The sequence below is a fragment of the Chryseobacterium sp. GP-SGM7 genome (assembly GCF_049166575.1).
Lineage (GTDB): Bacteria > Bacteroidota > Bacteroidia > Flavobacteriales > Weeksellaceae > Chryseobacterium.
This window is the reverse complement of record NZ_JBMHFF010000004.1, coordinates 255,586-280,731: the sequence shown is the minus strand read 5'-3', so window position 1 is coordinate 280,731 and position 25,146 is coordinate 255,586. Positions and strand designations below refer to the sequence as shown.

The 25,146-nt window shown below is 32.3% G+C and carries 25 protein-coding genes; 20 read left to right on the top strand and 5 right to left on the bottom strand.

Features of this window, described 5'->3' with window-relative positions:
• Positions 1-227: 227 nt before the first annotated feature.
• The 14 genes from ACOOWA_RS16225 (at position 228) to tsaB (ending at position 13,549) form a co-directional block, all read left to right on the top strand.
• Complete coding sequence (locus ACOOWA_RS16225; RefSeq protein WP_421376790.1) at positions 228-422, top strand: hypothetical protein; 195 nt, start codon at positions 228-230, stop codon at positions 420-422.
• Positions 423-441: 19 nt separating this feature from the next.
• Entirely contained in the window at positions 442-876 is a 435-nt protein-coding gene (gene rpiB / locus ACOOWA_RS16220; protein WP_421376789.1) for a ribose 5-phosphate isomerase B, read from the top strand.
• Between the two features lie 242 nt (positions 877-1,118).
• Positions 1,119-2,141: a PDDEXK nuclease domain-containing protein gene (locus ACOOWA_RS16215; RefSeq protein ID WP_421376787.1), complete on the top strand. Its 1,023-nt coding sequence runs from the start codon at positions 1,119-1,121 to the stop codon at positions 2,139-2,141.
• 1 nt (position 2,142) lies between these two features.
• Positions 2,143-4,293, top strand: coding sequence for a ribonuclease R (gene rnr, locus ACOOWA_RS16210; protein WP_421376785.1), 2,151 nt, complete (start codon positions 2,143-2,145; stop codon positions 4,291-4,293).
• Positions 4,293-4,817 (top strand): hypothetical protein, encoded by a 525-nt coding sequence (locus ACOOWA_RS16205; protein WP_421376783.1) that lies wholly within the window; start codon positions 4,293-4,295, stop codon positions 4,815-4,817. The genes rnr and ACOOWA_RS16205 overlap by 1 nt, the downstream gene beginning before the upstream one ends.
• Before the next feature lie 257 nt (positions 4,818-5,074).
• A complete protein-coding gene (locus ACOOWA_RS16200) occupies positions 5,075-5,764 on the top strand; it encodes a LysE family translocator (RefSeq protein ID WP_421376782.1) in 690 nt (229 codons plus the stop codon).
• Positions 5,765-5,896: 132 nt separating this feature from the next.
• Entirely contained in the window at positions 5,897-6,826 is a 930-nt protein-coding gene (locus ACOOWA_RS16195) for a S66 peptidase family protein (protein ID WP_421376781.1), read from the top strand.
• A gap of 1 nt (position 6,827) precedes the next feature.
• The gene (locus ACOOWA_RS16190; protein ID WP_421376780.1) at positions 6,828-7,181 is read left to right on the top strand and encodes a DoxX family protein; all 354 of its coding nucleotides are present in this window, start codon (positions 6,828-6,830) and stop codon (positions 7,179-7,181) included.
• Positions 7,182-7,227: 46 nt separating this feature from the next.
• Entirely contained in the window at positions 7,228-7,599 is a 372-nt protein-coding gene (locus ACOOWA_RS16185) for a YraN family protein (protein WP_421376778.1), read from the top strand.
• Positions 7,600-7,656: 57 nt separating this feature from the next.
• Positions 7,657-8,409: an SDR family NAD(P)-dependent oxidoreductase gene (locus tag ACOOWA_RS16180; protein ID WP_421376777.1), complete on the top strand. Its 753-nt coding sequence runs from the start codon at positions 7,657-7,659 to the stop codon at positions 8,407-8,409.
• Positions 8,410-8,446: 37 nt separating this feature from the next.
• On the top strand, positions 8,447-8,878 hold the full coding sequence (locus ACOOWA_RS16175) for a hypothetical protein (protein WP_421376775.1): 432 nt from the start codon (positions 8,447-8,449) through the stop codon (positions 8,876-8,878).
• A 1,093-nt stretch (positions 8,879-9,971) separates the two neighbouring features.
• A complete protein-coding gene (locus tag ACOOWA_RS16170) occupies positions 9,972-12,194 on the top strand; it encodes an HsdM family class I SAM-dependent methyltransferase (protein WP_421376773.1) in 2,223 nt (740 codons plus the stop codon).
• Complete coding sequence (locus ACOOWA_RS16165; RefSeq protein ID WP_421376772.1) at positions 12,187-12,864, top strand: hypothetical protein; 678 nt, start codon at positions 12,187-12,189, stop codon at positions 12,862-12,864. The genes ACOOWA_RS16170 and ACOOWA_RS16165 overlap by 8 nt, the downstream gene beginning before the upstream one ends.
• A 1-nt stretch (position 12,865) precedes the next feature.
• Entirely contained in the window at positions 12,866-13,549 is a 684-nt protein-coding gene (gene tsaB, locus ACOOWA_RS16160) for a tRNA (adenosine(37)-N6)-threonylcarbamoyltransferase complex dimerization subunit type 1 TsaB (RefSeq protein ID WP_421376771.1), read from the top strand.
• A 12-nt stretch (positions 13,550-13,561) separates the two neighbouring features.
• On the opposite strand, the gene ACOOWA_RS16155 is transcribed toward tsaB, so the two are convergent.
• From ACOOWA_RS16155 to ACOOWA_RS16135, 5 genes are all read right to left on the bottom strand, one after another.
• Complete coding sequence (locus tag ACOOWA_RS16155; protein WP_421376769.1) at positions 13,562-16,156, bottom strand: tetratricopeptide repeat protein; 2,595 nt, start codon at positions 16,154-16,156, stop codon at positions 13,562-13,564.
• Positions 16,157-16,242: 86 nt separating this feature from the next.
• On the bottom strand, positions 16,243-16,797 hold the full coding sequence (locus ACOOWA_RS16150; RefSeq protein ID WP_421376768.1) for a Maf family protein: 555 nt from the start codon (positions 16,795-16,797) through the stop codon (positions 16,243-16,245).
• Between the two features lie 9 nt (positions 16,798-16,806).
• Complete coding sequence (locus tag ACOOWA_RS16145) at positions 16,807-17,325, bottom strand: KdsC family phosphatase (RefSeq protein WP_421376766.1); 519 nt, start codon at positions 17,323-17,325, stop codon at positions 16,807-16,809.
• A gap of 82 nt (positions 17,326-17,407) precedes the next feature.
• A complete protein-coding gene (locus ACOOWA_RS16140; protein ID WP_421376765.1) occupies positions 17,408-18,163 on the bottom strand; it encodes an SIMPL domain-containing protein in 756 nt (251 codons plus the stop codon).
• A gap of 27 nt (positions 18,164-18,190) precedes the next feature.
• Positions 18,191-18,943 (bottom strand): Rossmann-like and DUF2520 domain-containing protein, encoded by a 753-nt coding sequence (locus ACOOWA_RS16135; RefSeq protein ID WP_421376763.1) that lies wholly within the window; start codon positions 18,941-18,943, stop codon positions 18,191-18,193.
• 152 nt (positions 18,944-19,095) lie between these two features.
• Between ACOOWA_RS16135 and ACOOWA_RS16130 the strand changes: the two genes are divergently transcribed.
• From ACOOWA_RS16130 to lepA, 6 genes are all read left to right on the top strand, one after another.
• On the top strand, positions 19,096-19,647 hold the full coding sequence (locus tag ACOOWA_RS16130; protein ID WP_421376761.1) for an RNA polymerase sigma factor: 552 nt from the start codon (positions 19,096-19,098) through the stop codon (positions 19,645-19,647).
• An 18-nt stretch (positions 19,648-19,665) separates the two neighbouring features.
• Positions 19,666-20,385 (top strand): hypothetical protein, encoded by a 720-nt coding sequence (locus ACOOWA_RS16125; protein WP_421376759.1) that lies wholly within the window; start codon positions 19,666-19,668, stop codon positions 20,383-20,385.
• Between the two features lie 7 nt (positions 20,386-20,392).
• Positions 20,393-20,905, top strand: coding sequence for a hypothetical protein (locus ACOOWA_RS16120; RefSeq protein ID WP_421376757.1), 513 nt, complete (start codon positions 20,393-20,395; stop codon positions 20,903-20,905).
• 128 nt (positions 20,906-21,033) lie between these two features.
• Positions 21,034-22,068 (top strand): hypothetical protein, encoded by a 1,035-nt coding sequence (locus tag ACOOWA_RS16115; RefSeq protein ID WP_421376755.1) that lies wholly within the window; start codon positions 21,034-21,036, stop codon positions 22,066-22,068.
• A gap of 38 nt (positions 22,069-22,106) precedes the next feature.
• Positions 22,107-23,138, top strand: coding sequence for a hypothetical protein (locus ACOOWA_RS16110; protein ID WP_421376754.1), 1,032 nt, complete (start codon positions 22,107-22,109; stop codon positions 23,136-23,138).
• A gap of 125 nt (positions 23,139-23,263) precedes the next feature.
• On the top strand, positions 23,264-25,060 hold the full coding sequence (lepA, locus tag ACOOWA_RS16105; protein ID WP_421376752.1) for a translation elongation factor 4: 1,797 nt from the start codon (positions 23,264-23,266) through the stop codon (positions 25,058-25,060).
• Positions 25,061-25,146: the final 86 nt, after the last annotated feature.

Sequence of the window (25,146 nt, the reverse complement as noted above, 5' to 3'; positions counted from 1 at the left end):
GAGATACCGATGTTTTTATGGAAAATTTACAAATAACAAGTGTAAATATTGATTTCAATTAGTGAATGTTTAAGACGTAGATTGGAATTAGAATTGTCCCAAATGTTCTTATCAGAAGAGAATTAATAAATAATTAAACTAAATATTTAGATGAAAAAGGAAAAAGTTTAAAGCTATTATTATGAAATTACCATTATAAGTAATAAAATAAAGCTATCGCTCTGGGAATGAAAGATCAAATTCCGGTTTTTACTGCTGAAATTATTAAAATTGAAGCCATTAATCCGGATAATGTCAAGTACGATAAAATTAAGGTTTTGTCATTAGGAATTTTTGAGATAAAACCTAGCGAAACTAAGAAGATTAAATTCGGAATTAACGTAACTTTGCATAAAGATCTCATCACATTAGACATCAAATAAATAAATTTTAAAAAGTAAAATGAAAAGAAAAATTGCTATTGCCTGTGACCACGCTGGTTTTGAGTATAAAGAAATTTTAAAGAAACATCTTGAAGAAAATTTTGAAGTTCAGGATTTTGGAACTTTTTCTGCAGATTCTGTTGATTATCCGGATTTTGTACATCCGGCTGCAACTTCAGTTGAAAATGGAGAAAATGAACTGGGAATTTTACTTTGCGGAAGCGGAAACGGAGTACAAATTACGGCTAACAAACATCAGCAAATAAGATGTGCGTTGTGCTGGATGCCCGAAATTGCAGAATTGGCGAGACAGCATAATGATGCAAATATGATTTCTATTCCTGCAAGATTTATTTCGAAAGAAGTCGCTATCGCTATTTCCGAAAAGTTTCTTTCAACACCTTTTGAAGGTGGAAGACATCAAACCCGAGTTGATAAAATTGCATTTTGCTAAATTTATAAAGGCTTGTAAATCAAATTACAAGCCTTATTTATTTTTTATTTTATATATTTACACTATCCAATAGCAATTAACAAGCTGTTGATTCCGTAAAAAATTGAGATAGTTTATTTGAACTAATCAAAAAATTTTTCCCTACACTTCTCCATATTTGTTTTAAATTTATGCAAAAACTAAGTTCTGGACTGTAAATCATATTAATTGAAAACAGTTAGTGCTTAGAATCTAGATTATTAATGTTAGAAAATTCTCAAATACAGTTTATTTCTGAAATAAAAACAAAAGTCAGAAATGCCCAGTACGAAGCAATGAAGGCAGTGAATGTTGGCCTAATAAATTTGTATTGGGAAATTGGAAAATCAATATCAGAAAATCAGGCTGAAAATTGGGGCAAATCAGTTGTTCCTACACTTTCTAAAGAATTGCAAAATGAGTTTCCGGGAGTGGGTGGATTTTCCACAACCAATTTATGGTTAATGACTCAGTTTTATTCTGAATATCAATCTGTTGAAAATCTCCATCCATTGGTTGGAGAAATTAGCTGGTCGAAACATATTGTTATTTTAAACAAATGTAAAGATCCAAAAGAACGAGAATTTTATATTCTTTCCACTAAAAAATTTGGTTGGTCAAAAAATGTTCTTATTCATCAGATCGAAAATCAAACATTCCAGAAATATCTTGTCAATCAAACCAATTTTGACGAAACATTACCTGAAAAAATCAGAAATCAAGCCATTTTAGCAGTTAAAGATGAATATATTTTTGATTTTTTAGGAATTGAAGAAGAGCATTCTGAAAAAGATTTAGAATTAAAACTAATACATAATATCCGCGGTTTTTTGTTGGAATTGGGAAGTGATTTTTCATTTATTGGAAATCAGTTTAAAGTAGAGGCTTCACAAAAAGAATATTTTATAGATTTACTTTTATTCCATCGAAGATTACAAAGTTTAGTTGCTGTAGAATTAAAAATTGGAGAATTTTTACCCGAATATAAGGGCAAAATGGAATTCTATTTGAATCTCTTAAACGATAAAGTAAAATTAAACCATGAAAATGAAGCTATCGGAATTATTATATGCAAAAATAAAGACCGCACAATCGTAGAATATTCATTAAAATCCAGCACATTACCGATTGGAGTGGCAACTTACTCTACTTCAGAAAAATTACCAAAAGATTATCAAAAACTATTACCAAATACAAAAGAATTATCAGAAAAATTTGATAATTATATTAAAAATTTAAAAGAATAAAATGGCAAAAAAGAAAAAATATATAAGTCAGAAAAACGATCATAAATTAATGGAAATCGGAAGATTGATCATGAGATTTATGAATCAGAATCAAACCAAATTATACAATTACAAACAGATTTCAGATGGAATTGACCATAAAAATCCCCGTCAGAGAGAAATGGTGATTCAGGCTTTGCATAAATTGTTATCAAATCAAAGAATTAAAGAAACAGAGAAAGGAAAATTTAGTATCAATCTTAATATTGAAGGTACTTTAACGGGAACGATCGATTTCAACCAAAGCGGAAATGCTTACGTTACGGTAGAAAATTTAAAAGAAGATATTTTCGTTCACTCAAAAAACGTGAAAGATGCTTTGCAAGGCGATAAAGTCTTGATTGTTACTTACAATTTCAAAGGTAAAAAGCTCGAAGGTTCTGTTTTGGAGGTTTTAGAAAGAAAAAGATCAGAATTTGTGGGTACTTTTCAGTTGGTTCCGCATAAAGAATTCGGGTTTGTAGTTTGTGATAAGAAGACAATCAATACGGATATTTTCATTCCTAAAGGAAAAATAAACGGCGCTGAAAACGGAAATAAAGTCGTTGTAAAAATGACCGAATGGAAAGCCGGAGACAAAAATCCAGAAGGAGAAATTTTACAGGTTTTAGGAAATCCCGGAGATCATGAAACTGAGATCCACTCTATTCTTGCGGAATATGGTTTACCGTATGAATTTCCCGAAGAGGTAGAAAGAGATGCCGATAAAATCGACCGTAGAATAACCGATGAAGAAGCTGCAAAACGTTGGGATATGCGTGATGTTTTAACTTTCACGATCGACCCGAAAGACGCAAAAGATTTCGATGATGCACTTTCGATAAGAAAATTGGAAAATGGAAACTGGGAAATTGGAGTTCATATTGCAGACGTTTCCCATTATGTAGTTCCGGGAACTATTCTGGATGATGAAGCGTACGAAAGAGCAACTTCAGTTTATTTGGTAGATCGTGTTGTACCGATGCTTCCGGAGGTTTTGAGTAACGATGTCTGTTCGCTTCGTCCGAATGAAGATAAATATACTTTCTCTGCAGTTTTTGAATTAAATGATAAGGCAGAACTTCAGAAAGAATGGTTTGGAAGAACCGTCATTCATTCCGACAGAAGATTTAGTTATGAAGAAGCTCAGGAAAGAATTGAAACCAGAGAAGGCGATTTGCAGGAAGAAATTAATGTTTTAGACGGATTGGCTAAAATTATGCGCGCTGAACGTATCAGAAATGGTGCAATTACATTTGACAGAAGCGAAGTTCGATTCAATTTAGATGAAAACAACCAGCCGATTGGCGTTTACTTTAAAATCAGCAAAGATTCAAATCATTTGATTGAAGAGTTTATGTTGCTGGCGAATAAAAAAGTCTCAGAATTTGTTTCGCTTAAAAAAGGAAGTCCAAACGGAAACACATTTATTTACAGGATTCACGACGATCCGGATCCGGCAAAACTGGAAGCTTTGAGAGATTTCGTTTCCACTTTTGGGTACAAAATAGACTTGGCAAATACCAAAAAAGTAGCAGAATCTTTAAATACTTTATTGAAAGACGTCAAAGGAAAAGGCGAAGAAAATATGATCGAAACATTGGCGATGCGAAGCATGAGTAAAGCGGTGTATTCTACCGAGCCAATTGGGCATTACGGTTTAGGATTCGATTACTATTCGCACTTCACCTCTCCTATCCGCCGTTATCCGGATTTGCTTGCACACAGATTGTTACAGCATTATCTGGATGGAGGAAAATCTCCCGACAGAAATGAATTGGAAGAAAAAGCTAAACATTGCAGCGCCAGAGAACGTTTGGCGGCCGATGCAGAAAGAGATTCAATTAAATTTATGCAGGTAAAGTTCATGGAAAAACATTTGGGAGAAACTTTTACAGGTGTAATTTCAGGAGTTGCAGAATTCGGTTTCTGGGTTCAGATTCCTGAAAATGGTGCGGAAGGTTTAATTAAATTACGGGATTTAATGGATGATTCTTATACTTACGACAAAACCACTCACGCCGTTTATGGTTCACGTACAGGAAACAGATACCAATTGGGAGATGAGCTTCAGATTAAAGTAATAAAAGCGAATTTAATTGCAAAACAGCTTGATTTCAAAATTGTTGAATAATGACGAAAGTTGACAAGTCAATCTTTTTTAGTATTTTAAATGTAGTTTTACTAGTCACCATAGTCTTTAAAACAGTTTTAAACTTTTATTGGTTTGTTATAATTATTGGTTTACTTTGTGTAGTTATTAACAGATTGATTAATAAAAAAATTATTAAGATTAAAAATGAAGATAAGAAGTACTTTTTTGGAGTCATTTTTCCATTTTTAATTAATTGTTTTTTTATGATAAATTATTTTACGGGAATGAATCCCCAAAAAGAAACATATTGTTTTAAGAATATGATTTCTGAAGTTGGTGGAAGGAATAGTCATCAAAAAGGCAAAACCACCTATATTTATTTAAGTGGAAATGCCTATAAATATTCTTATATGACTAGAAGCTTTTTTATTGATTACAAAAAAATGTGGGGTAATAATGAAATCATTTACACTTTTGAAAGAGGTATTTTTGGATTAAAAGTGAGAAAAGATTTTAAATTTGTTTATAATAAAAATTGCCCTGATAATTATTTGAATTTTTAAAACTTAACACAATAATTGAAAGACTGCAATTTTGTAGTCTTTTTTGTTTTTGAAATCCTGAAATTTTTGTTTTAAAAGTGTTTAATATCACGTAGATTAAGCTAATTGGGCAGATTTTTTTAATGCTGGAAATCTGTTTAATCTGCAAAATCAGCGAGAAGTTTAGAAATAAATTCAATGTATAAACCCAATAAATTCTTTATTTTAAACTCCAATAAAAATATAATCTTTAAATTTGAATTTGAAACAAATTTTTAATGTTTGAACTTATATTGTCGGCTATTGGTCTTGGTTTCATGTTGAGCCTGGTTTTTATCGGTCCTATTTTTTTCCTTTTAATAGAAACCAGCTTTACAAGAGGTCCAAAACATGCTTTGGCACTTGATTTTGGTGTTATTACAGCAGATTTACTGTGTATTATCGCAGCCTATTATGCAAGCGCAGATATTGTTGATTTAATAGACAAACATCCTGGATTTTACAGAATTACATCTATTCTTATTCTCACTTACGGAATTATTATGATGGTTACAAAAACCAAAATGCACATGCCCGGAGAAGAGAAAATTATCAATCAGAATTACTTTAAAACATTTCTCAACGGTTTTCTACTGAATATTTTGAATGTAGGGGTAATACTTTTTTGGTTAGTAACGGTTATAGGAGTTCGAAATCAATATCCAGATACAGAAACATTAATTCTATATCTGGCTATTGTCATTGCAACTTATCTTATGATTGATTTTGCTAAAATTTTCCTTTCAAAACAATTTCACGACAGACTGACTCAAAAACTGGCAAACAACATCAGAAAAGGTGTAGGAATTGTTTTAATAATCTTCAGTTTCTTCATATTCCTTCAAAGTTTTAAAATGTTTAATCAGTTTGATAAACGTTTGGAAGAAGCCGAGAAAAAAGAATTAAAATACAAAAAGATTCAAAAATAGATGACCAAGGACTTCTCAAATATTCGTATTTATGTTCTTTGCTGGGTGAAACATTTTTGCGAATGAAAAATTAGCAGAATAATATAAAAAATATTTGCGCATTTGAATCAAAACTAAAAACAACAACTGATAATGAAAATATTTCCCAAACCACTTAAAAAAGGCAGTAAAATAGCCATTATTTCTCCTGCAGGTTCTGTAGAGCCGATTCAACTGAAAAAAGGTATAGAAATGATAAAATCTAAAGGTTTTTCACCAATTTTAGGAAAAAATCTTTATACCAAATTTTCAAATGGTTACAATTACGCAGGTACAGAAGAACAGAGAATACAAGATATGAACTGGGCTTTGAATGATCCCGAAATCTCTGCAATCTGGGCTTCAAGAGGCGGTTACGGATGTCAGCATTTACTTAAAAAATTAAATTTAAAAGAATTTAGCCAAAATCCTAAATGGTATATTGGCTACTCAGATAATACGGTTATTCAAAGTTATTTGCTGAAAAAAGGCTTTGCCTCAATTCACGGGCAAACTGTAAAAACATCAAGTTTTGGAGTTACCGATGAAAGCTATGATCTGATCTTTAATATTCTGAAAGGGAAACCCCTAAAATATACTCTGAAGTCGAATCAATTTAACAAAGAAGGAAATGCTGAAGGAGAATTGATTGGAGGCAATCTTGCGCTTGTTTATGCGCTTTTGGGGACTGCATATTCTTTTGATTTTAAAGATAAAATATTATTTGTCGAAGATATTGGTGAAAATTTCTATGCCTTAGACAGAATGATGATGAGCCTGGAATTAGCCGGAGTTTTTACAAAAATAAAAGGCCTGATTGTAGGTGGAATGACTAATATGGGCGACGAAAAAGAGAATAAACAATACAAAGACAGTTTCGATGAGTTTACCTATAAATTGATTTCAGAAAGAATCTCGAAGTATAATTTCCCGGCAGTTTTTGGTTTTCCAAATGGACATATTCATAACAATATTCCTCTGATTATTGGTGCTGAGGTTCTATTAAAAGCCGGAAAGAATGTATCTTTAACTTTTAAATACTAAAATGTTTTATTCGAAATTTGTACTTGCCTTTTTCCTGATTGTTGCTGGGATTTTTCATTTCGTAAAACCTGAGTTTTTCATGAAAATTATGCCCGACTATATTCCATTGCATCTGCAAATGGTTTACATCAGCGGTGTTGTAGAAATTTTATGCGGAATTCTCCTCTTTCCGGAAACTCAAAAATTGGGAGCTTATCTCTGCATCGCTTTATTTATTGCCGTTTTTCCTGCAAATATTGAGATGGCAAAAAAGTTTTATTTAATGCATCATAAATATTTTTGGCTTACAGTTGTAAGACTTCCCTTGCAGATTGTCTTGATCTGGTGGGCATATCAGTTTAGAAACAAAGGATGAAAATACGCTCTCAAATACTCAAACCTACCAACTCTCTTACCAAATAATGGCAGATCACAATGACTTAGGAAAAGAAGCAGAAAATCTGGCGGCAGAATATTTACTTAAAAATGGCTATAAAATTTTGGTACGAAATTTCCGTTTCAAGAAAAATGAAGTGGATATCATTGCAGAAAAAGATAATCTGATTATTATTATTGAAGTAAAAGCGCGCTCAACCGATTTTTTCATTCTGCCTCAGGAAGCCGTAACGAAGGGAAAAATAAAGTCAATAGTTTTGGCAGCTAATCATTTTCTGGAAGAATTTAATAAAAATCAGGAAGTAAGATTTGATATTGTTTCTGTGCTTCCGGATCAGAATAAAAACTTACAAATAGAACATATTGAAGATGCTTTTCAGGCATTTGATGCAAATTAATTTTGCTGCTGGCTTTTAGCTATTAGCCAATTGCCAACAGCCAAACTCCAAAATATTATGAAAACAATACTCATCACCGGAGCAACTTCCGGAATTGGAAAAGCAACAGCAGAACTTTTAGCAAAACAAGGAAACAGAATTATTATCTGTGGAAGAAGACCTGAAGTTTTGGAAACTGTAAGATCAGAATTATCAAAATTCACAGAAATTTTCAGCTTAAAATTTGACGTTCGAAATTTAGAAGAAGTCGAAAATGCCATTTCATCGCTCCCTGATGAATGGAAAAGTGTAGATGTTCTCATCAATAATGCAGGAAATGCTCATGGTTTAGAACCACTTTCGGCAGGAAGTACAAACGATTGGGATAATATGATTGACGGAAATGTAAAAGGTGTTTTATACGTTTCTAAAACATTAATTCCGATGATGAAGGGAAGAAATTCCGGTCAGATTATTAATATCAGTTCCGTTGCAGCAAGACAAACATATGCAAACGGAGTTGTATACTGCGCTACAAAAAAAGCAGTTGATGTGATTTCTGAAGGAATGCGAATTGAATTGACAGAGTTTGGAATACGGGTTACCAATATTCAACCGGGAGCTGTGGAAACTGATTTTTCTCTGGTTAGATTTAAAGGAGATCAGGAAAGAGCTTCGACGGTTTATGCAGGTTATGAAGCTTTAAAAGCTGAAGATATTGCCGACGCAATTGCTTATTGCATCAATGCTCCACAACATGTAACGGTTTCAGATATGACAATTTATCCGAGTGCTCAAAGCGAACCGAGAACGATATACAGAAAGCTATAATTTGAATTTAAAAATGGGTCAATTTGAGAATTTAAAAATGAAAAATTTAGCATTAATATTTCTTTTCTCTTGCATTTTCGGATATGCTCAGAATTATTCTAAGAAGGAAAAACAATTGCTTTTTCAAACGGCTAAGTTGGATTCTCTGATGCAGAATAATGATTCTAAAATTTTAGAATTGCTTGAAACCGATGTTTCTTTCGGTCATTCTAATGGCTGGATTCAGAATTTTGATGATTTTAAAAAAGATTTTTCGTCAGGTAAAGTGATCTACAAAGAAATCAGACAGATAGAAGTTTCAGAAATGAAAAAATTTGGAAATATTTTCAGTATACGAAGGAAAATAAAAGTTTTAGGTTTATATAGAAATCAAGATTTTGAAATGAATTTATCGCTGCTTGAAATCTGGATCAAAAACAAATCTGTATGGAAATTGTGGAGCCGGCAAAGTGTGGAAATAAAGCCATAAATTTGTTTATAATATCAACACAATGAACGAAGAGATTCAGAAATTTTTGATTTATAATACACCAAATGAAAAAGTTAGAGTTGATGTTTTTTACAAAATGAAACCTTTTGGCTTACTCAAAATACGATGACTGCTTTATTTGATATAGCTAAATCTACCGTAAGTGAACATCTTATCAGTATTTTTAATTCTCTGTAAACTTTGAAATAAATTTTAACTTAGAAAAACATACTAAATAAAATATTTTTGTTATATTTTTGTAGATTAAAACCGGTAATAGTTAATTTGTTGATTTTCAGTTTTTTAAATGAATTATCGCATAATAAATAATCTTGACCTTTTAAACTTCGCAAAAAATTGTGAAGATTTTGATGTTAAATTATTTGAGAAAGAAAAATATGGTATAATTCAAGTTTATGAAAATGAAAATCAACCAGTAATTTTTTTAAAAGAAGTTGAGTATTTTGATTTTGAAACCTTAAAACAAATTGCTGAAATCCATAAAATTTGCTGGAATTTCCAGAAAGTACTTTTTCTCTACGTTTACAACAAAACGGAAATCCGGATCTACAATTGTTCTGAGAAACCTTTTGTTTACACAAACTCTATTAAAGAAAATGATTTTACTAAAAAACTCAAACATTTAGAAGCATATTCTTGTCAACAAAATGATAAAGAAAAGCTTCAAATATTAAATGTAGTTTTTTCAAGAATTGCTATTGATACAGGTTTTATCTGGTCTTCAGAAGAAGCCATCGAAATTAGAAAAAATGTTCAAATTCAAAATAGAGTTGATAAATTTTTGATACAAAGTCTTATAAAAACTGCAAATGCTTTAGATAAGAAAGGATTAAAAAATAAATTTATTATCCATAAGCTTATTATGCGTTCTCTATTTTTATTTTATTTGGAAGATAGAAAAGCAACTTCACGAGATTTATATCAATCATTTTTACCAGAAGCAATCTCTTTTTTTGATGTTTTAGATAACATTGAAGCAACGTATAATCTTTTCGAAAAACTTGCAGATGATTTCAACGGAAGTCTTTTCAACTTTGAAGACAATGAGAAAGATTCGGTTAAAAAAGAACATTTGGAATTAATTAAAAACTGTTTTTTTGATGGTTATCAAGATGAAGCAAAACCTGTTTTATTCAGAGACAAATTATTTGATTTTAGTATTATTAGAATCGAGTTACTAAGTGAAATTTATGAAAATTTCTTATCACAATTAGACGATAAAAAGAAAAAAGATTCAGGAACGTTTTATACTCCACCATCATTGGTCGAATTGATTTTAAACGAAAAGTTACCCATTAGAAATAACGAATCAGAATACAATGTAAAAACATTAGATCCAAGTTGTGGTTCGGGAATTTTTCTGGTTCAAAGCTTCAAAAGATTGGTCAAACGTTATGAAAATCACCACAGTAGTGAACTAAACGATTTTAATGTTTTAGTAGATATTTTAAAATCTAATATTTTTGGGATAGAATTGGATTCTAAATCTATAAAAGTCGCCGCATTTAGTTTGTATTTGGCTTTGTTAGACAATCTTGACCCGAAGACAGGTTGGTGGAACAAAACCATTCAATTTCCTTATTTAATCAACGACCTGGAAGATGCAAGTTTAAAAGAACAAGGCTATAATCTTTTTAAAAGAGATACAATATCTGATTTGTCCGATATTGAGGAATTACAGAATTTTGATTTAATTGTTGGAAATCCACCTTTTGGAACTAAAAATTTATTACCAACAATTACAGCTTATTGTAAAAAAGAAAATTTTGCTCAAGAAATGGTTTTACCGTTCTTGCACAAAGCAACTATTTTAGCACCAAAAGGAAAAATTGCTCTAATTTTTAACACTAAAGTTTTAACAAATACAGGCGGAACTTACCAGAAATTCAGGAAATGGTTATTGAATGAAAATTATGTAGAAAAGGTATATAATTTTTCAATTTTAAGAAAGGCTCCAAAATTTTCTGGTGGGCAACTTTTTGGTTCTGCTGTTGGTCCAATAAGTATTGTTTTTTATCAAAAAGACCCCCCCAAAAATCCAATAGATACCATAACTTATTATGCCCCAAAAACATATATAAAAAATGATGTTTTAGAAGGAATTGTTATTGATTCATCTGATGAAAAACATTTGCCAAGAATAGAATGCGTGAAACAAGATTCCAAAATCTGGAAAATTGCAATGTGGGGAAGTTATTTCGATTTTGAATTGATTGAAAACTTAGAAAAGAAGCATAGTACTATTTCTGCTTTTTTTAAAGAAAATCAAATTGGTTATGGTGTTGGACTTGAACTAAGCGAGCCAAATAATAAATTTAATACCTCAATTAAAACAATAGCACATCATAATTCAAACACAATTTCTAAATATTTAAGTCCAATTGAAAATTCAATTAGAATTGAAAATGATTATTTTAGAAGATTAGGAAATTTAAAAGCTTATAATAAACCGCATATACTTTTAAATGAAGGTGTCCAAAAAAATAACATTACAAGTTCATATTTAGATTATGATTCTAGTTTTTATAAAGGAATTGTAGGTATTTATTCAAAAACAGAAGATGTAAAGACATTAAAAATTATTTCATTGTTTTTGAATTCCTTATTTACTAAATATTATGCTTTTTTATCAACTTCAAGTTGGGGAATTGAGAGAGATGTAGTAAAGCACAGAGAATTATTTAATATTCCTTTTATAATAAATGATTTAAATAATGATATCATCGAAAAATTGCTTTTAGCATTTGATGAATATTCGAAAATAATATTTGAAAATGAAAAAGATGATTTCGAAACTGAAATAAATGAATTGATATTCGAAAATTTGACTGTTAAGGAGCAAATTATCATTCAAGATACTTTGGATTATAGCTTAAATTTATTTGAAAAACAGGCAAAATCAGATGCTGTAAAACCAATTTTAGGAATTGACCGTTATTCGAATAGAATCACTAATGAACTTAATGAATGGTTAGATGATGTAGATTTAAAAGTTTCAGCAACGCATTACAAGATTGACAAAAGTTGTCCATTGTATATGGTAAAATTATCGTTTGGAAGTGAACAAAAAGAAACAATACAGTCAAAAGAAAACATCAAAAAAGAGCTAAAAATATTAGATAAAAAAATTTGGAATGAAGAAGCTAAAAACCTTTATTTCAGAAAAAAAATAAATTATTTTGATGGTAATGATGTATTCATAATAAAACCAAATCAAAGAAGATTTTGGAATGACACTACAGCTATGGAAGATAGTAAATCTTTGTTGGTTGAAATAGCAAAAGGAAATGGCTAAAAGTCTCCAATTGATAAATAAAGTGAATCAGAGTTTTGAATTAAAATGCTTACGTCTTTTGATTCAATCATTTGGTTCAGCAATTGAAGAAAACTTACTCACATTAGAATGGGAAGAAGAATCAATTTCTGCACACATTGTAAAGCATCTTCGAAATTTTAAAAGTGGTTTTATCATCAATTATGAAGTTCCATTGGTTGAGGAAGATGTTTACAGCGCAAAAAAGCGTGTAAAAAACTCAAACAGAATCGATATTTTTTTTCAAAAGAATCAATGGAATCAAAAAGAATATTTAGAATATCACGTTGAGGCTAAAAATATTTCTTCTTCTGAATGGAAAAAATCAACTGGAACAAAAGTTAACGCATCTCAACAACAAACCGAATACATCACTAAAGGAATAGAAAGATTTTTAATAGGACATTTTAAAAATAAAAATGGTTGCTTATTAGGTTATGTAGTGAATGGTAAGTTAGATGAGATATTATTAAAAATCAATAGTAAGATTGAACTTAATAAGAGCAAATCTGAGATCATCAGCTTTAAAGATGAAGTGATTGACAATCATAAAATTTATCAATCTTGTCATTCCCAAAGAAATGTCAAACACTTATTTTTTGATTATACAGATCTTATAATTAAAAGGCTAGATCAAATAAATTTAATATAAAATGAAAATACTATATCTCGAAACTTCCTCAAAAAACTGTTCAGTTGCCATTTCGGATGGTGAAAAACTGCTTTGTGTAGCGGAAGAGGTTTCAGAAAATTATAAACAGTCTGAAAGTCTCCACACTTTTGTAGAATGGGCTTTGGAAGGAGCAGAGATTTCTTTGAAGGAAATTGATGCGGTTTGTTTAGGTAAAGGTCCCGGTTCTTACACAGGTCTGAGAATTGGAGCCGCTTCAGCAAAAGGCTTTTGTTATGGATTAAAAATTCCTTTGATTGCCGTAAATTCTATGGAAAGTATGATTGAGCCATTTTTAGCTCAGAACTATGATCTTATAATCACATTAGTCGATGCAAGGAGAATGGAGGTCTATACGGCTGTGTATGATGGAATTTCGGGGGAAGAACTTCATCCGACTGAGGCAAAAGTTTTAGATGAAAACTCTTTTCAGGAATTTAAAGATAAAAAACTCCTTTTTGTTGGCGACGGAGCCTCGAAAACACAAGAAATTGTACAGCTTCCTGATGCAGAATTTAATAATGATGTCTACCCTTCTGCGCAGCATTTAGTTAAGAAAACTTTAGAGAAAATAAAAAATAAAGATTTTGAAGATATTGCTTATTTTGAGCCTTTTTATCTGAAAGATTTCCATGGAGTAAAAAAGAAACAAAAAAGCGAAGAATAATCTTCGCTTTCTTTATTTGCTACTTGCCTTCACTTCGGGCGGTGACTGCAGTTTCTGTGTTTGATTCAGCTGTTTTTTTTGAAGAATATTGTTCTGAGGAGTATTATTATTCATCATCTGATTATTATTGTTAATTTGATTGCTTCCCGGAGCAAAATTATTATTTTGATTGCTTTGTTGAGGTGTATTCGGCTGTCCTGATCCGTTGAAAGGGTTATTCGGTACAGAATTTCCCTTATTATCAGTTGGCTGGAATGCTAAGTCACTTTTCAAATAATTCAGCATTTCTTTAGCTTTAATTCCTTCAGGAGTTTTTGCATAATTTAAAACAATCTGTTCGAGTTGTAAAATCATCACTTCTTTTCCGCTGGTTTTTCCGGCATTGATAGCATTCAGCAAATTAAGTTTCGGAACTAAAGCGTCTTTAGGGTATTTTAGAATGATCTGATCTATTTTCCCCTGGCTTTCAGTAAATTTTTCAGATTCATAAAGAGCATAAGCCATTTTATACTCGTTTTCTACTTCTTCTGATGACTTTACAAAAGTATCATTCTTAGGGTTTCTTACATATTCTGCATACGATGTAAAAGGGTAATCTGTCAATAAAATCTGTTTTGCTCTGCTCGCAATCTGCGGATTCTTTTCATGATTCATTGCAAAAATTTCATACAAAGCCTGGAGCATTACCTTTTCTTCGGGTTTTACATCGACCAGATCGTAGAGTGTTTTTGTTGCTAAAGGCGTATTGGTAAAATAATTCTGATACATGATTCCCAGACCTAGAGAAGCAGTATCTCTGTCTTTTTTAAGCTGAGATAATTTACCCATATCTGTGGGAATCTGCTCAATATAATATGAAGGCTCAAAACGTCTGGGATTGGGTGATGAAGTTATCCCTAAAGCTTCATTTTTCATGTCATCAATCGTCGTCATTTTTTTAGAATAACGCCAGTTATCAACCAAAGCGCGATCTCCCCAAAGCTGTTTAAATGATGATGTTCCTTTACTTACCGTTCCTGTATTGCCGAAATAGAAACCTTTTGCCGCAACTCCGAAATCTTCAAAAGAATTTCCGCTGTTGGCAAAAAGTGAATTCGCATTGTAATCTCCCGTATCGAAACCTTTACTTCTTTCGGCACGTCTTCTTTCTAATTCTTCCTTCTCTTCTCTAATTTTTATTTTTTCAATATACTTGGCAAAATAATCATTTTTTTGAGCATCAGACATTTTTGCTAACGAAAGAATACTATCGTTTTTCTTAACCAAATAATAGTTTTTGGAGATTTTCTTAATATAGCCGGACTGATTCTGCAACAATATTTTGGAAGGCTCATACGTCATTACAGCCAATGCAGAATCATAATATGCTCCTGCTCCGATGTAATCATTTCTCTCTAAATAGTCTTTGCCGATCTCATAATAAGCCAAACCTCTCACTTGTGGATCTGAAACTTTTTCCAGCAAAGATTTTTTAAAAAATTCCTGGGCTTCTTTTTTCTTACCTGCTTTGTTGGCCATTAAGCCTAAAGCATAATAAAATTCATTTTTTCTCGATCCGTAAGTTCCTTTATTACTTATTTTTTCCAGATAATCTTTTGCCCCTTCATAATTTCCTTTTCCATTGAACGTTTTGGCAATTTCGATTTGAGATTTCACTTCAAATTCAAAATCGTTAGCATATTTATAAGCAGCTGCAAAGCTTTCTCTGGCCAGATCAGGCTTACCAGTTTCCTGTAAAACCTGACCTCTCAAAAAAGCAATTCTGCTTTTAAGTTTTCTGTTACCATTTATTTCAAAAGCCCGGTCTAATTCTTTTATAGCAGCTTCTTTTTTACCTGCATCCAGAAGAGATTCTGCATAATAAATACTTAAAAGCTTCTCGTGATCTTTACTTATTTTTTCATTTTTAAGTTGATCAAAAATTTCGTCAGATTTGTGATAGTTTTTAAGTTGAGAATAAGCCAGACCTTCATACACGCGAGCCAGAGGAAGCCTTTTATCTTCTTTCATGTGGGTGAAAACATAGTTCAAAGCATCTAAAGCTTTCACCGATTTTCCCTGATAAATTCTGGATTGCGCTAAAATAATATAAGCATCAAAAATAGCTTTGTTTTTCTCCTCTCCTTTTTTGATGACAGAATATTTGTTGATTGCTTTTAGAGCTTTTGCTTCGGCAATTTCTAAAGTTGTTGCACCTTTGTTTCCTGTAGGATTATTGGGATCCTGAGACATATTATTACCGGGTATTCCGGGCATTCCGGTGCCATTTGGAGGCATTCCTGGTGCTGTTCTTGAACTCTGTTGCGGTCGGGTTACTTCTGCCATCTTCATAGAATTTTCTGCAAAAGCTGAAGATTGACCCAGATCACTTCCTAAAGGCTGCTCTTCGTAAGTAAGGATGGGAATATATGGCGCATAGAAGTTATCTTTATGAGCTTTGTCTCTCTCGGTAAATTCACTGTTCAAGGCATCTTTAGCATTAAAAAGTGTATTATAATATGTTGAAAACCCTTTCAGAAACTTAGATCTTGCTTCCGGTTTTTTTACTTTCGTGCCACAGGAAACAACAATAATTGCTGCTAAAAGGAATATGATATTCTTTTTCATTATTTCAATATAACTCGCTAATTTACTTTTTATTATCAGCAGTTTGATGATTTTGTAAAAATAATAAAATTTATTTTGGAAAAATGCTATATTTCTTTCAGAATTTTATAAACCAAATGAGTGGGAAGTCCCATAATCGTATAAAAACTTCCGTTGATTTTTTTAATTTTGGTCATTCCGAGCCATTCCTGGATTCCGTAGCTTCCTGCTTTGTCGAAAGGTTTATAATTTTTGATGTAAAAATCAATTTCTTCTTCAGAAATTTCATCAAATTCTACATCAGCGACATCGGTTTCTGTAATGGTTTTATCTAAAGTTTTCAGGGTAATTGCCGTATAGACCTGATGAGTTTTTCCGGATAATGCCTGAAGCATTTCTTTAGCTTCGTTTTCATCTTTTGGTTTTCCGAGAAACTGATTTTCACTGGCAACAACGGTATCTGCAGTTAATAAAACTTCATCTTCTTGCAGATTTTGAAACGCATTAGCTTTTAATTCAGATAAATAAGCTGCTGCATTTTCTATTTTTATATTTGCGGGTAAAATTTCTTCGCATTCTATTTTTACCATGTCAAAATCAAATCCTAGACTGGAAAGCAATTCTTTTCTTCTGGGAGACTGCGATGCTAAAAGTATTTTCATCATTAAATTTTAAACAGATTGCGTGTTGTCATCATGCCATTTCCCCTGAACTTTCATTACTTGCTCAATCACATCGCGCACTGCCCCACTTCCGCCTTTAATTTGTGAAATATAATCTGCAATTTCTTTGATTTCGGGAACAGCATTTTCCGGACAGGTTGCAATCGCAGAATTCTGCATCATGTGAAAATCTGGAATGTCATCTCCCATCGTCAGAATTTCTTCGTTTTTAAGCTTATATTTTGTTTTAAAATCTTCATAATCCACCATTTTATCATTTGATTTCGCATAATAATCCTGAATTCCGAGGTAGCTGATTCGATGCCTTACCATTTCATCATTTCCACCGGTGATTACGCCTATTAAATAATCATTTTTTAAAGCTTTTACAACGGCATAACCATCTAAGACATTCATTACTCTGCTCATATTTCCGCCGGGCATTAAATAAACGCTTCCGTCTGTAAAAACACCGTCTACATCAAAAACAAATGCTTTTATATCTTTTAATTTCTCTTTATAACTCATTTTAATTAATGATTGATAAGTGATGAATCATAAAAAATTCAAATCATTTACTAATCGCTTGTTAGTTTTATTAATAATTATTTTAATCAAGATTGTACGTGAGTCTTACCGTTATTCTTGCAGATTTTTCTTTGCTTGAAGTGTCAAAATTTCCGCCATAACTGTCTTCATCGGTAGAACCTTTTGCGGTAATCTGGAAAACGCCCATCGAAGCATCTTTTAATTTTCCCAGATCTCCGTCTGCGCTTTTTACGATTTTTTCCGCTCTTTCTTTGGCATCTTTTGAGCCTTGTTCTATCAAACTGTGTTTCAAAGAAGAAAGATCAGAATAAGTATATTGCGCTGAAGTTGGCTCAAACTGTACTCCATTGTTGATGAGTTCGGCAGTTTTATCAATTACACTTTCTATTTTCCTCATCAAAGCCGGATTTTTCTTGGCTCTGAATTGAACATTTTGAGTAGCCTTATAACCATCAAAAATCTCTTCAGATTTTTCAGATCCATCTGCTTCTTTTGTTGTCACAGTACGGTAAGACCTTGAAAAATTAACTCCGCCGAAAGCAAATTCACCCGCTTTAAAACCCTTGCTGTAGAAAAATGCTTTTACTTTTTCTTTATCCTGAGAGATTAAACTGTAAGCTTCTTTTGCATCCATCGCACTGGCGTCGAAACTTCCGCCCCAACTTATTTCGTCTGAAATAAAATCTTTAGAACCAAGTCCTGTGACGGATATTGTATCTTGCTTTAAGTTTCTGTTTTTAAAGCTTGAACCTAAAATAAGAGCTGTAATCACGATGGCCGCTCCAATGATGAGAGAACGGATAATGTTTGTATTCATTTTTTCTGTTTTCCCAAAGGTAAAACTTTATGGCAATTGATACATTTTTTTAATCGATTGATTCATGGTTTTATAAATCTCAAGACTTTCATCATGTAATAATTGCTCATGTAATTCCAAAACTCTTTTGTCATTTCTTACCGCTGGTCCCGTTTGCGCAGATTTTGGATCAATTTCATGAATTTTCTGAACGGTTTCATCAATTAATGGCAGAAAATAGTCAAACGGAATTTCCTGTGCATCTGAAATTTCTTTAGCTCTCGAAAAAAGGTGATTCACAAAATTGCAGGCAAAAACTGCGGTCAAATGAATATATTTTCTTTTTTTATGAGTGCTTTCCATTACATTTTCTGAAATTTTGGAAGCTAAATCAGTTAAAATTTTCTGATCTCCGGAATTTTCAGTTTCAATAAAGAAAGGAATTTTTTTATAATCTAAATCTTTAGACTTTGAAAATGTCTGTAAAGGATAAAAGCTTGATTTTCTGTACTCCCCTACCAAAATTTCTTTGGGCAATGAACCAGAGGTATGCGCGACCAAGCAATCTTTTTTAGATATAATTTTAGAAATATCTTCCACAGAATGATCACTGACACAAATAATGTATAAATCTGCATCTTCTAATTTTTGTGTCGAATAAAAAACATTTAATTCTGAAGAAATTTTTTGAAGTTCAGTTTCGTTTCTTCCAAAGACTTGAGCTAATGAAACCCCATTCTTAACAAAAGCTTTTGCCAGATGATACGCTACATTTCCTGATCCGATAATGACTGTTTGCATAAAACAAAGATAAATATTTTGTTGAGGCGATGGAAGTTGAATGATGGATGTTTATAATCTTTTAACGATAAAAAGCTAAATTATAGCATAAAAATTGAATAAGTAATTTAACTTTTAGATATTTTTGTAATCCAAAACAATGAAAGCATCTTATGAAGATTAAAGACGCGGAAATTATTGCGCTGATGCAAGATCCTCGAACCCTTGAAAAAGGACTTCGTGTGTTGATGGATGCTTATCAGAGTAGATTATATTGGCACATCAGACGTATTATTGTAGATGGTGACCTTGCTCAGGATACTTTGCAGGAAACATTTATCAAAGCTTACCAGAATTTTCATCAATTCAAAAATGACAGTCAGCTTTATACCTGGCTTTACAGAATTGCAACCAATGAAGCGTTGCAGCAGATCAATAAGCTGAAAAGAATGCAGAAAACCGATGAAGATCCTGAATATTATATGCAGAATCTGGTTGCTGATAATACGGAAGGAGACGCAGAAGAGATACAGATTTTACTGCAAAAAGCCATACATAGTTTGCCAGAAAAGCAGAAATTGGTATTTACAATGCGGTATTATGATGATTTACCTTACGAGGAATTATCTAAAATTTTAGATATGTCTGTAGGAACTTTGAAAACGAATTATCATTATGCCAAACAGAAAATAGAAGAATATATCAAAGAAAATTACGAAAGATAATTTTTGAGAAAACAAAGTATGAAAAATTTTGATCTGGATAATTTAGAACGCAAAAACATTTACAGAGTTCCTGAGAGTATTTTTAAAAATATTCAGGAAAGGGTGTTGAGCGGAGTGAAAGATTTCGATCTGGAAAACTTAGATCGCAAAAATATATACAAAACTCCTGAAAATTTGTTTCAGACAATTCAGGATAATGTATTGAGCGAAGTGAGAGGATTTGATCTGGAAAAACTAGAACGTAAAAATATTTACAAAGTTCCTGAAAGCATGTTTGAAACAGTTCAGGGAAGAGTTTTTAACGAGATAAAGGTTGAGAAAAAAGCACCTATTTTCAAATTAAATTGGGGATATGCTGCAGCGGCATCTTTAGCGCTTATTTTTGGGTCGGCATTTGTTTATAATTTAAATTCAGACGCTTCATTAAATGGAGATTCAGTAAAAAATATTGCTGATAACAGAATTGTACCCAAAAAAGAAAGTCAAATAGCTTACGAAACTTTAGCATCAGATTTAACTTCTGTTGAAAATAACAATCAAAAGATTGAAAGTCAGATGAGTATAAAGCCTATGATTTCTCAGGCAGTTAATAATAATTCTGTAAGTCAGACTAAAAAAACGGTAAAACCTTCGAATGATATTCATATGAATGAATATATTGAGGCGCTTACCAGTTCTGAAATTGCAGAATTAGCGAATAATTCAAGTCAGGATGTTTATTTAGACTTGTATAATTAAAAGAAAGATGAAAAAAATATTATTTACACTTTTTATAATTTCTGGGTTTGGGCTTAATGCTCAGATTAAAGATTACGACTGGAGGAATATGAGTCGTGAAAAAAGAAAGGAGGTAATAAATAATCTTTCCCCGGAAGAAAGAAAAACACTTCTTACCCAATTTAGAAATAATATGGTTGTTGATATGCTGGATGTTGCACCACAGGATAAAGCAGAATTTACAGCAATGTATAATGAATATCTTGATAACCAGAACAAAATAAAAAGTCAGTTCGATTCTAATTTTGATCCTGAAAAATTAACTGAAGAGGAAGCAAAAGTAAAACTTCAGCAGAGTTTTGAAATGGGTCAAAAATTATTTGATAACAGAAAAAAGTATGCAGAAAAAATGCAGACGGTAATACCTTGTCAGAAAGTCTTGAAGCTTTTCAATTCTGAGGCGATGATGCGTGATAAAATGAACGAAAAAAGATCTCACGATGGAAAGAACAACAATTCGAGACCTAAGCAATCTCCATAATAGTTTATTTTTTTTAATGTTAGACGACTCTTGCAATTTATTGTGAGAGTCGTTTAAATTTTAGATATTACCAAATAATTAATAGAAAAATAACTAAGCTAATTTTTTAATGTTGAAAAAATATAAAAATGAGAAAAATAGTCCTTTTCTTAGCATTTTCCGTGATGATTAATGCCCAGAAAGTCGAAATAATTAACCTCAATCAGAATATCAGGGATAAAAAAGGCCTTGTAAAGTCATTAACTTTTATAGATAAAAGAGATGATAAAACTATTGGGAATGTAACGGATAAAGAGAGTAAAGCCGAGATAAAATTTACTGATGACAACCTTAAAAATTATGTTGAAAAATGGTTTCAGAGTCATAATAACAAGGTAGGAAATAATGATGTTGTGATTATGCTAGAAAATCTTAAAGTATATGATGAGGTGGATGAAAACAAAACTTTACCATATGCAAAAGCTAGAATCAAAATATCAGGTTTTTTGAAAAGAAATGACAGGTATTATTTCATCACAAGATTCGATAACGTTATTGTATGTAATCCTAAAACCGTTTCTCATCCTCAAAAGTATTTGGCACAGCAAATTTCAGATGTTATTTCGGAATTTATAAAATTAACTTATTCGGGAGCAGTTTCAAGTTCATATATTCCTGAAAATGAAATCAATAATTATGATTCTTATTTGATTCATAATAATAAGGCTATTACGAATTCTGAGCTAAAAGACGGGGTTTATACAAGCTTTCGAAACTTTTATAATCAGCAACCAAGCGCAGACTATCATTTAGAAAAAAACAAAAAAGGAAAGGTAGTAAGATTGATTAAAAATGATTTGAGTACATCATTTTCAGAAATGTATTGTTATGTTGAAAATGGAGTCGCTTATAAATTGACACCGGTCGGATTTGATGAAATGAAGAAAAATAAAAATGGATTTTACATTTTTAGTTCAAGGGTTAATCTTTTTTCTGAATCAAAAACTGGGGGAATCATGATTGGAGCTATTGCAGGTGGAGTAGTGGGTGCTTTAATTGGTGCTGCAATAGATTCAGGATCCAATGGTTCAAACGGGGCCGTCAACGGCGTAGGATTTAAGTCTACACAGCAATCGAATATTTACATTGATTCTCTTACCGGAGCGTATATTTTTGAGAAATAGTTCTACAAAATAAATCTTATTTTTGTGAAAATTAAATAATGAGAAATTTACTTTTTTTTCTTCTGGCCTCAGTTTCTTTATTGGCACAGAAAACCGAAGTGATTGACCTGTCAAAGTCTATAAAAGACAGCAAAAACACAATTAAAACTTTCACCGTAATCGATCAACGGATAAACAAAGATGTCGGAAGTGTAGTATTTCGCAAAGAACAAGTGAATATTGTTTTTGAAAATGATGCCAGTAAAGATATTTCAAATTGGTTTTATAAGTACAATACAGGAAAAGGAACTGAAGAATTGGTTCTTTTATTGGAGGACTTAAATATTTCTGAAGACTTTAAAGAAAAGTATTCCATCGGAAAACTTCAATTAAAAGCAAGTACATTCCTTAAGAAGGATGATAACTACTATTTTGTGAACAGGATTGATACTGTTACCACAGTTTCATCACGAAACACACCTTATTTAGCTCAAAGTTTAGCTAAGAAAATCACATTGTCATTAGCAGATTTGTTGAAAGATTCTTATAATAAAAGAACTTGGGAATTCGGTATTTCAGAAAATGAACTTGCCAATTATAGTTCTATTTTAACGGATAAGCTTGAAATTTTAAAATCAGATTCTTTAAAAGAAGGAGTTTACAAAGATTCTTACAGTTTCTTCACGCACAATCCAGAACCAGGCTTTACCATTGAGACTAATAAAAAAGGTGTGGTAACGAAGGCAATAAACGGAGACGACAAAAAGTACATCAGTAACTTCTACGCATTTGTACATCATGGAGTTCCATATAAAGTAATTCCGGGTGGTTATGTTGAAATTTTCAGAGATGATCAGGGACTTTTCATTGAAGTTAAAAAAGAAGACCTTTTCCCTGAATCTAATTCTTCATTCATTATGATCGGCGGTGGAGTCGCTGGTTTGGTAGGAAGTCTGGTTGCCAATGTTGCGGTTGCCGCTATTGATGCGAAAGCCGCTCAAAAAAGAAGAGGAATGCCGGGAACTTATGTTTCGCTTGATCCTTTAACAGGAAATTACATATTGCCGGAAGATTTCGGAAAATCTAAATAAGCAAAGAGGGGCAATTTGTCTCTCTTTTTTTGTTGTAAACGATAATTGAAATGGCATTTGTAACTGAAAATTAAAAACGGAATTCTCCTGCATTTTTTTATCTTTGCAAATTACATAGTTCTTAAATGAAAAACATACGAAATTTTTGCATAATCGCCCATATCGACCACGGTAAATCTACTTTGGCAGACCGTCTTCTGGAGTATACCAACACGGTGACTCAGAGAGAATTACAATCTCAGACGCTTGATGATATGGATTTGGAAAAAGAACGTGGGATTACAATTAAATCTCACGCCATCCAGATGGATTATGAGCTTAATGGCGAAAAATATATTTTAAATCTTATTGATACACCAGGACACGTAGATTTTTCTTACGAAGTTTCCCGTTCAATTGCGGCTTGTGAAGGCGCTCTTTTGATTGTAGATGCTGCACAAAGTATCCAGGCACAAACAATCAGTAATTTGTATCTGGCTTTAGAAAATGATCTGGAGATTATTCCTATTCTGAATAAAATTGATCTTCCTTCAGCAAATCCCGAAGAAGTTACCGACGAAATTATGGGACTTTTAGGCTGTAAATATGAAGATGTTCTTCGTGTTTCCGGAAAAACTGGAGAAGGTGTTCATGAATTGCTTGAAGAAATCGTAAAAAGAGTTCCGCCTCCGGTTGGAGACCCGAAAGCACCGCTTCAGGCATTAATTTTTGATTCTGTTTACAATCCGTTTAGAGGAATTGAAGCTTATTTTAAAATCGTTAACGGAAGTATTTCTAAAAACGAAAAAATTAAATTCTTCGCTACCGGAAAAGAGTACGGTGCTGATGAAGTAGGAACCTTAAAATTAAAACAGGTTCCGAAAAAAACGATTGAATGTGGAGATGTGGGTTACCTGATTTCAGGGATTAAAGATGCCCGTGAAGTAAAAGTAGGAGATACCATTACGTCTTTTGTAAATCCTGCAGAAGCTCCGATTGATGGATTTGAAGAGGTAAAACCAATGGTTTTTGCCGGAATTTACCCGATTGAATCTGAAGATTTTGAAGAACTAAGATTTTCGTTGGAGAAATTGAGATTAAATGATGCTTCTTTGGTTTTCGAGCCGGAAAGTTCGGCAGCACTTGGTTTCGGTTTCCGTTGCGGATTCTTAGGAATGCTTCACATGGAAATTGTTCAGGAACGTTTGGAAAGAGAATTTAATATGAACGTGATTACGACCGTTCCCAACGTTTCATACCACGGATATTCTAAAAAAGATCCGGAAACTACAATTTTAATCAACAACCCATCTGAAATGATTGATCCCAATCTTTTAGACCGGGTTGAAGAGCCTTACATTAAAGCTTCTATCATTACAAAATCAGATTTTGTTGGAGCGGTAATGACTCTTTGTATCGAAAAAAGAGGGGAAATTGTTAACCAAAGTTATTTAACGGCGGACAGAGTAGAATTAACATTCAATATGCCATTGGCTGAGGTTGTTTTCGACTTTTATGACCGTCTGAAATCTATTTCTAAAGGTTATGCATCATTCGATTATTCACCCATCGGAATGCGTTCTTCTAAGCTGGTAAAAATGGATATTCTGATTAATGGAGACATGGTAGATGCTTTATCTTCATTGATTCATGATTCTAATGCATACTACATCGGTAAAAAGATGTGTGAAAAACTTCGTGAACTGATTCCTAGGCAACAGTTTGATATTGCTGTTCAGGCTGCTCTGGGGGCGAAAGTTATTGCAAGAGAAACCATTAAAGCATTAAGAAAAGACGTTACCGCAAAATGTTACGGAGGAGATATTTCCAGAAAGAGAAAACTTTTGGAAAAGCAGAAGGAAGGTAAGAAAAAGATGAAGCAGATTGGTAGAGTAGAAGTACCACAGTCTGCGTTCATGGCTGTTTTAAAGCTCAATGATTAGAGGTTAAAGAGCCAAGTAAAAAGTAAAAAGAGCCAAGTGAAATGGCGAAGTATAAAAGTAAATCCGCAGAAAAAATCTGCGGATTT

Bases quoted from the DNA above. Each gene is read 5' to 3' on its own strand.
- rpiB (WP_421376789.1), top strand. From the start codon at position 442: ATGAAAAGAAAAATTGCTATTGCCTGTGACCACGCTGGTTTTGAGTAT.
- ACOOWA_RS16135 (WP_421376763.1), bottom strand. From the start codon at position 18,943: ATGCAAACAGTCATTATCGGATCAGGAAATGTAGCGTATCATCTGGCA.
- tsaB (WP_421376771.1), top strand. From the start codon at position 12,866: ATGAAAATACTATATCTCGAAACTTCCTCAAAAAACTGTTCAGTTGCC.
- ACOOWA_RS16190 (WP_421376780.1), top strand. From the start codon at position 6,828: ATGTTTTATTCGAAATTTGTACTTGCCTTTTTCCTGATTGTTGCTGGG.
- ACOOWA_RS16150 (WP_421376768.1), bottom strand. From the start codon at position 16,797: ATGAAAATACTTTTAGCATCGCAGTCTCCCAGAAGAAAAGAATTGCTT.
- ACOOWA_RS16205 (WP_421376783.1), top strand. From the start codon at position 4,293: ATGACGAAAGTTGACAAGTCAATCTTTTTTAGTATTTTAAATGTAGTT.
- ACOOWA_RS16130 (WP_421376761.1), top strand. From the start codon at position 19,096: ATGAAGATTAAAGACGCGGAAATTATTGCGCTGATGCAAGATCCTCGA.
- ACOOWA_RS16145 (WP_421376766.1), bottom strand. From the start codon at position 17,325: ATGAGTTATAAAGAGAAATTAAAAGATATAAAAGCATTTGTTTTTGAT.
- ACOOWA_RS16140 (WP_421376765.1), bottom strand. From the start codon at position 18,163: ATGAATACAAACATTATCCGTTCTCTCATCATTGGAGCGGCCATCGTG.
- ACOOWA_RS16215 (WP_421376787.1), top strand. From the start codon at position 1,119: ATGTTAGAAAATTCTCAAATACAGTTTATTTCTGAAATAAAAACAAAA.
- ACOOWA_RS16115 (WP_421376755.1), top strand. From the start codon at position 21,034: ATGAGAAAAATAGTCCTTTTCTTAGCATTTTCCGTGATGATTAATGCC.
- ACOOWA_RS16125 (WP_421376759.1), top strand. From the start codon at position 19,666: ATGAAAAATTTTGATCTGGATAATTTAGAACGCAAAAACATTTACAGA.
- ACOOWA_RS16180 (WP_421376777.1), top strand. From the start codon at position 7,657: ATGAAAACAATACTCATCACCGGAGCAACTTCCGGAATTGGAAAAGCA.
- lepA (WP_421376752.1), top strand. From the start codon at position 23,264: ATGAAAAACATACGAAATTTTTGCATAATCGCCCATATCGACCACGGT.
- ACOOWA_RS16155 (WP_421376769.1), bottom strand. From the start codon at position 16,156: ATGAAAAAGAATATCATATTCCTTTTAGCAGCAATTATTGTTGTTTCC.
- ACOOWA_RS16185 (WP_421376778.1), top strand. From the start codon at position 7,228: ATGGCAGATCACAATGACTTAGGAAAAGAAGCAGAAAATCTGGCGGCA.
- ACOOWA_RS16225 (WP_421376790.1), top strand. From the start codon at position 228: ATGAAAGATCAAATTCCGGTTTTTACTGCTGAAATTATTAAAATTGAA.
- rnr (WP_421376785.1), top strand. From the start codon at position 2,143: ATGGCAAAAAAGAAAAAATATATAAGTCAGAAAAACGATCATAAATTA.
- ACOOWA_RS16175 (WP_421376775.1), top strand. From the start codon at position 8,447: ATGAAAAATTTAGCATTAATATTTCTTTTCTCTTGCATTTTCGGATAT.
- ACOOWA_RS16120 (WP_421376757.1), top strand. From the start codon at position 20,393: ATGAAAAAAATATTATTTACACTTTTTATAATTTCTGGGTTTGGGCTT.
- ACOOWA_RS16200 (WP_421376782.1), top strand. From the start codon at position 5,075: ATGTTTGAACTTATATTGTCGGCTATTGGTCTTGGTTTCATGTTGAGC.
- ACOOWA_RS16195 (WP_421376781.1), top strand. From the start codon at position 5,897: ATGAAAATATTTCCCAAACCACTTAAAAAAGGCAGTAAAATAGCCATT.
- ACOOWA_RS16165 (WP_421376772.1), top strand. From the start codon at position 12,187: ATGGCTAAAAGTCTCCAATTGATAAATAAAGTGAATCAGAGTTTTGAA.
- ACOOWA_RS16110 (WP_421376754.1), top strand. From the start codon at position 22,107: ATGAGAAATTTACTTTTTTTTCTTCTGGCCTCAGTTTCTTTATTGGCA.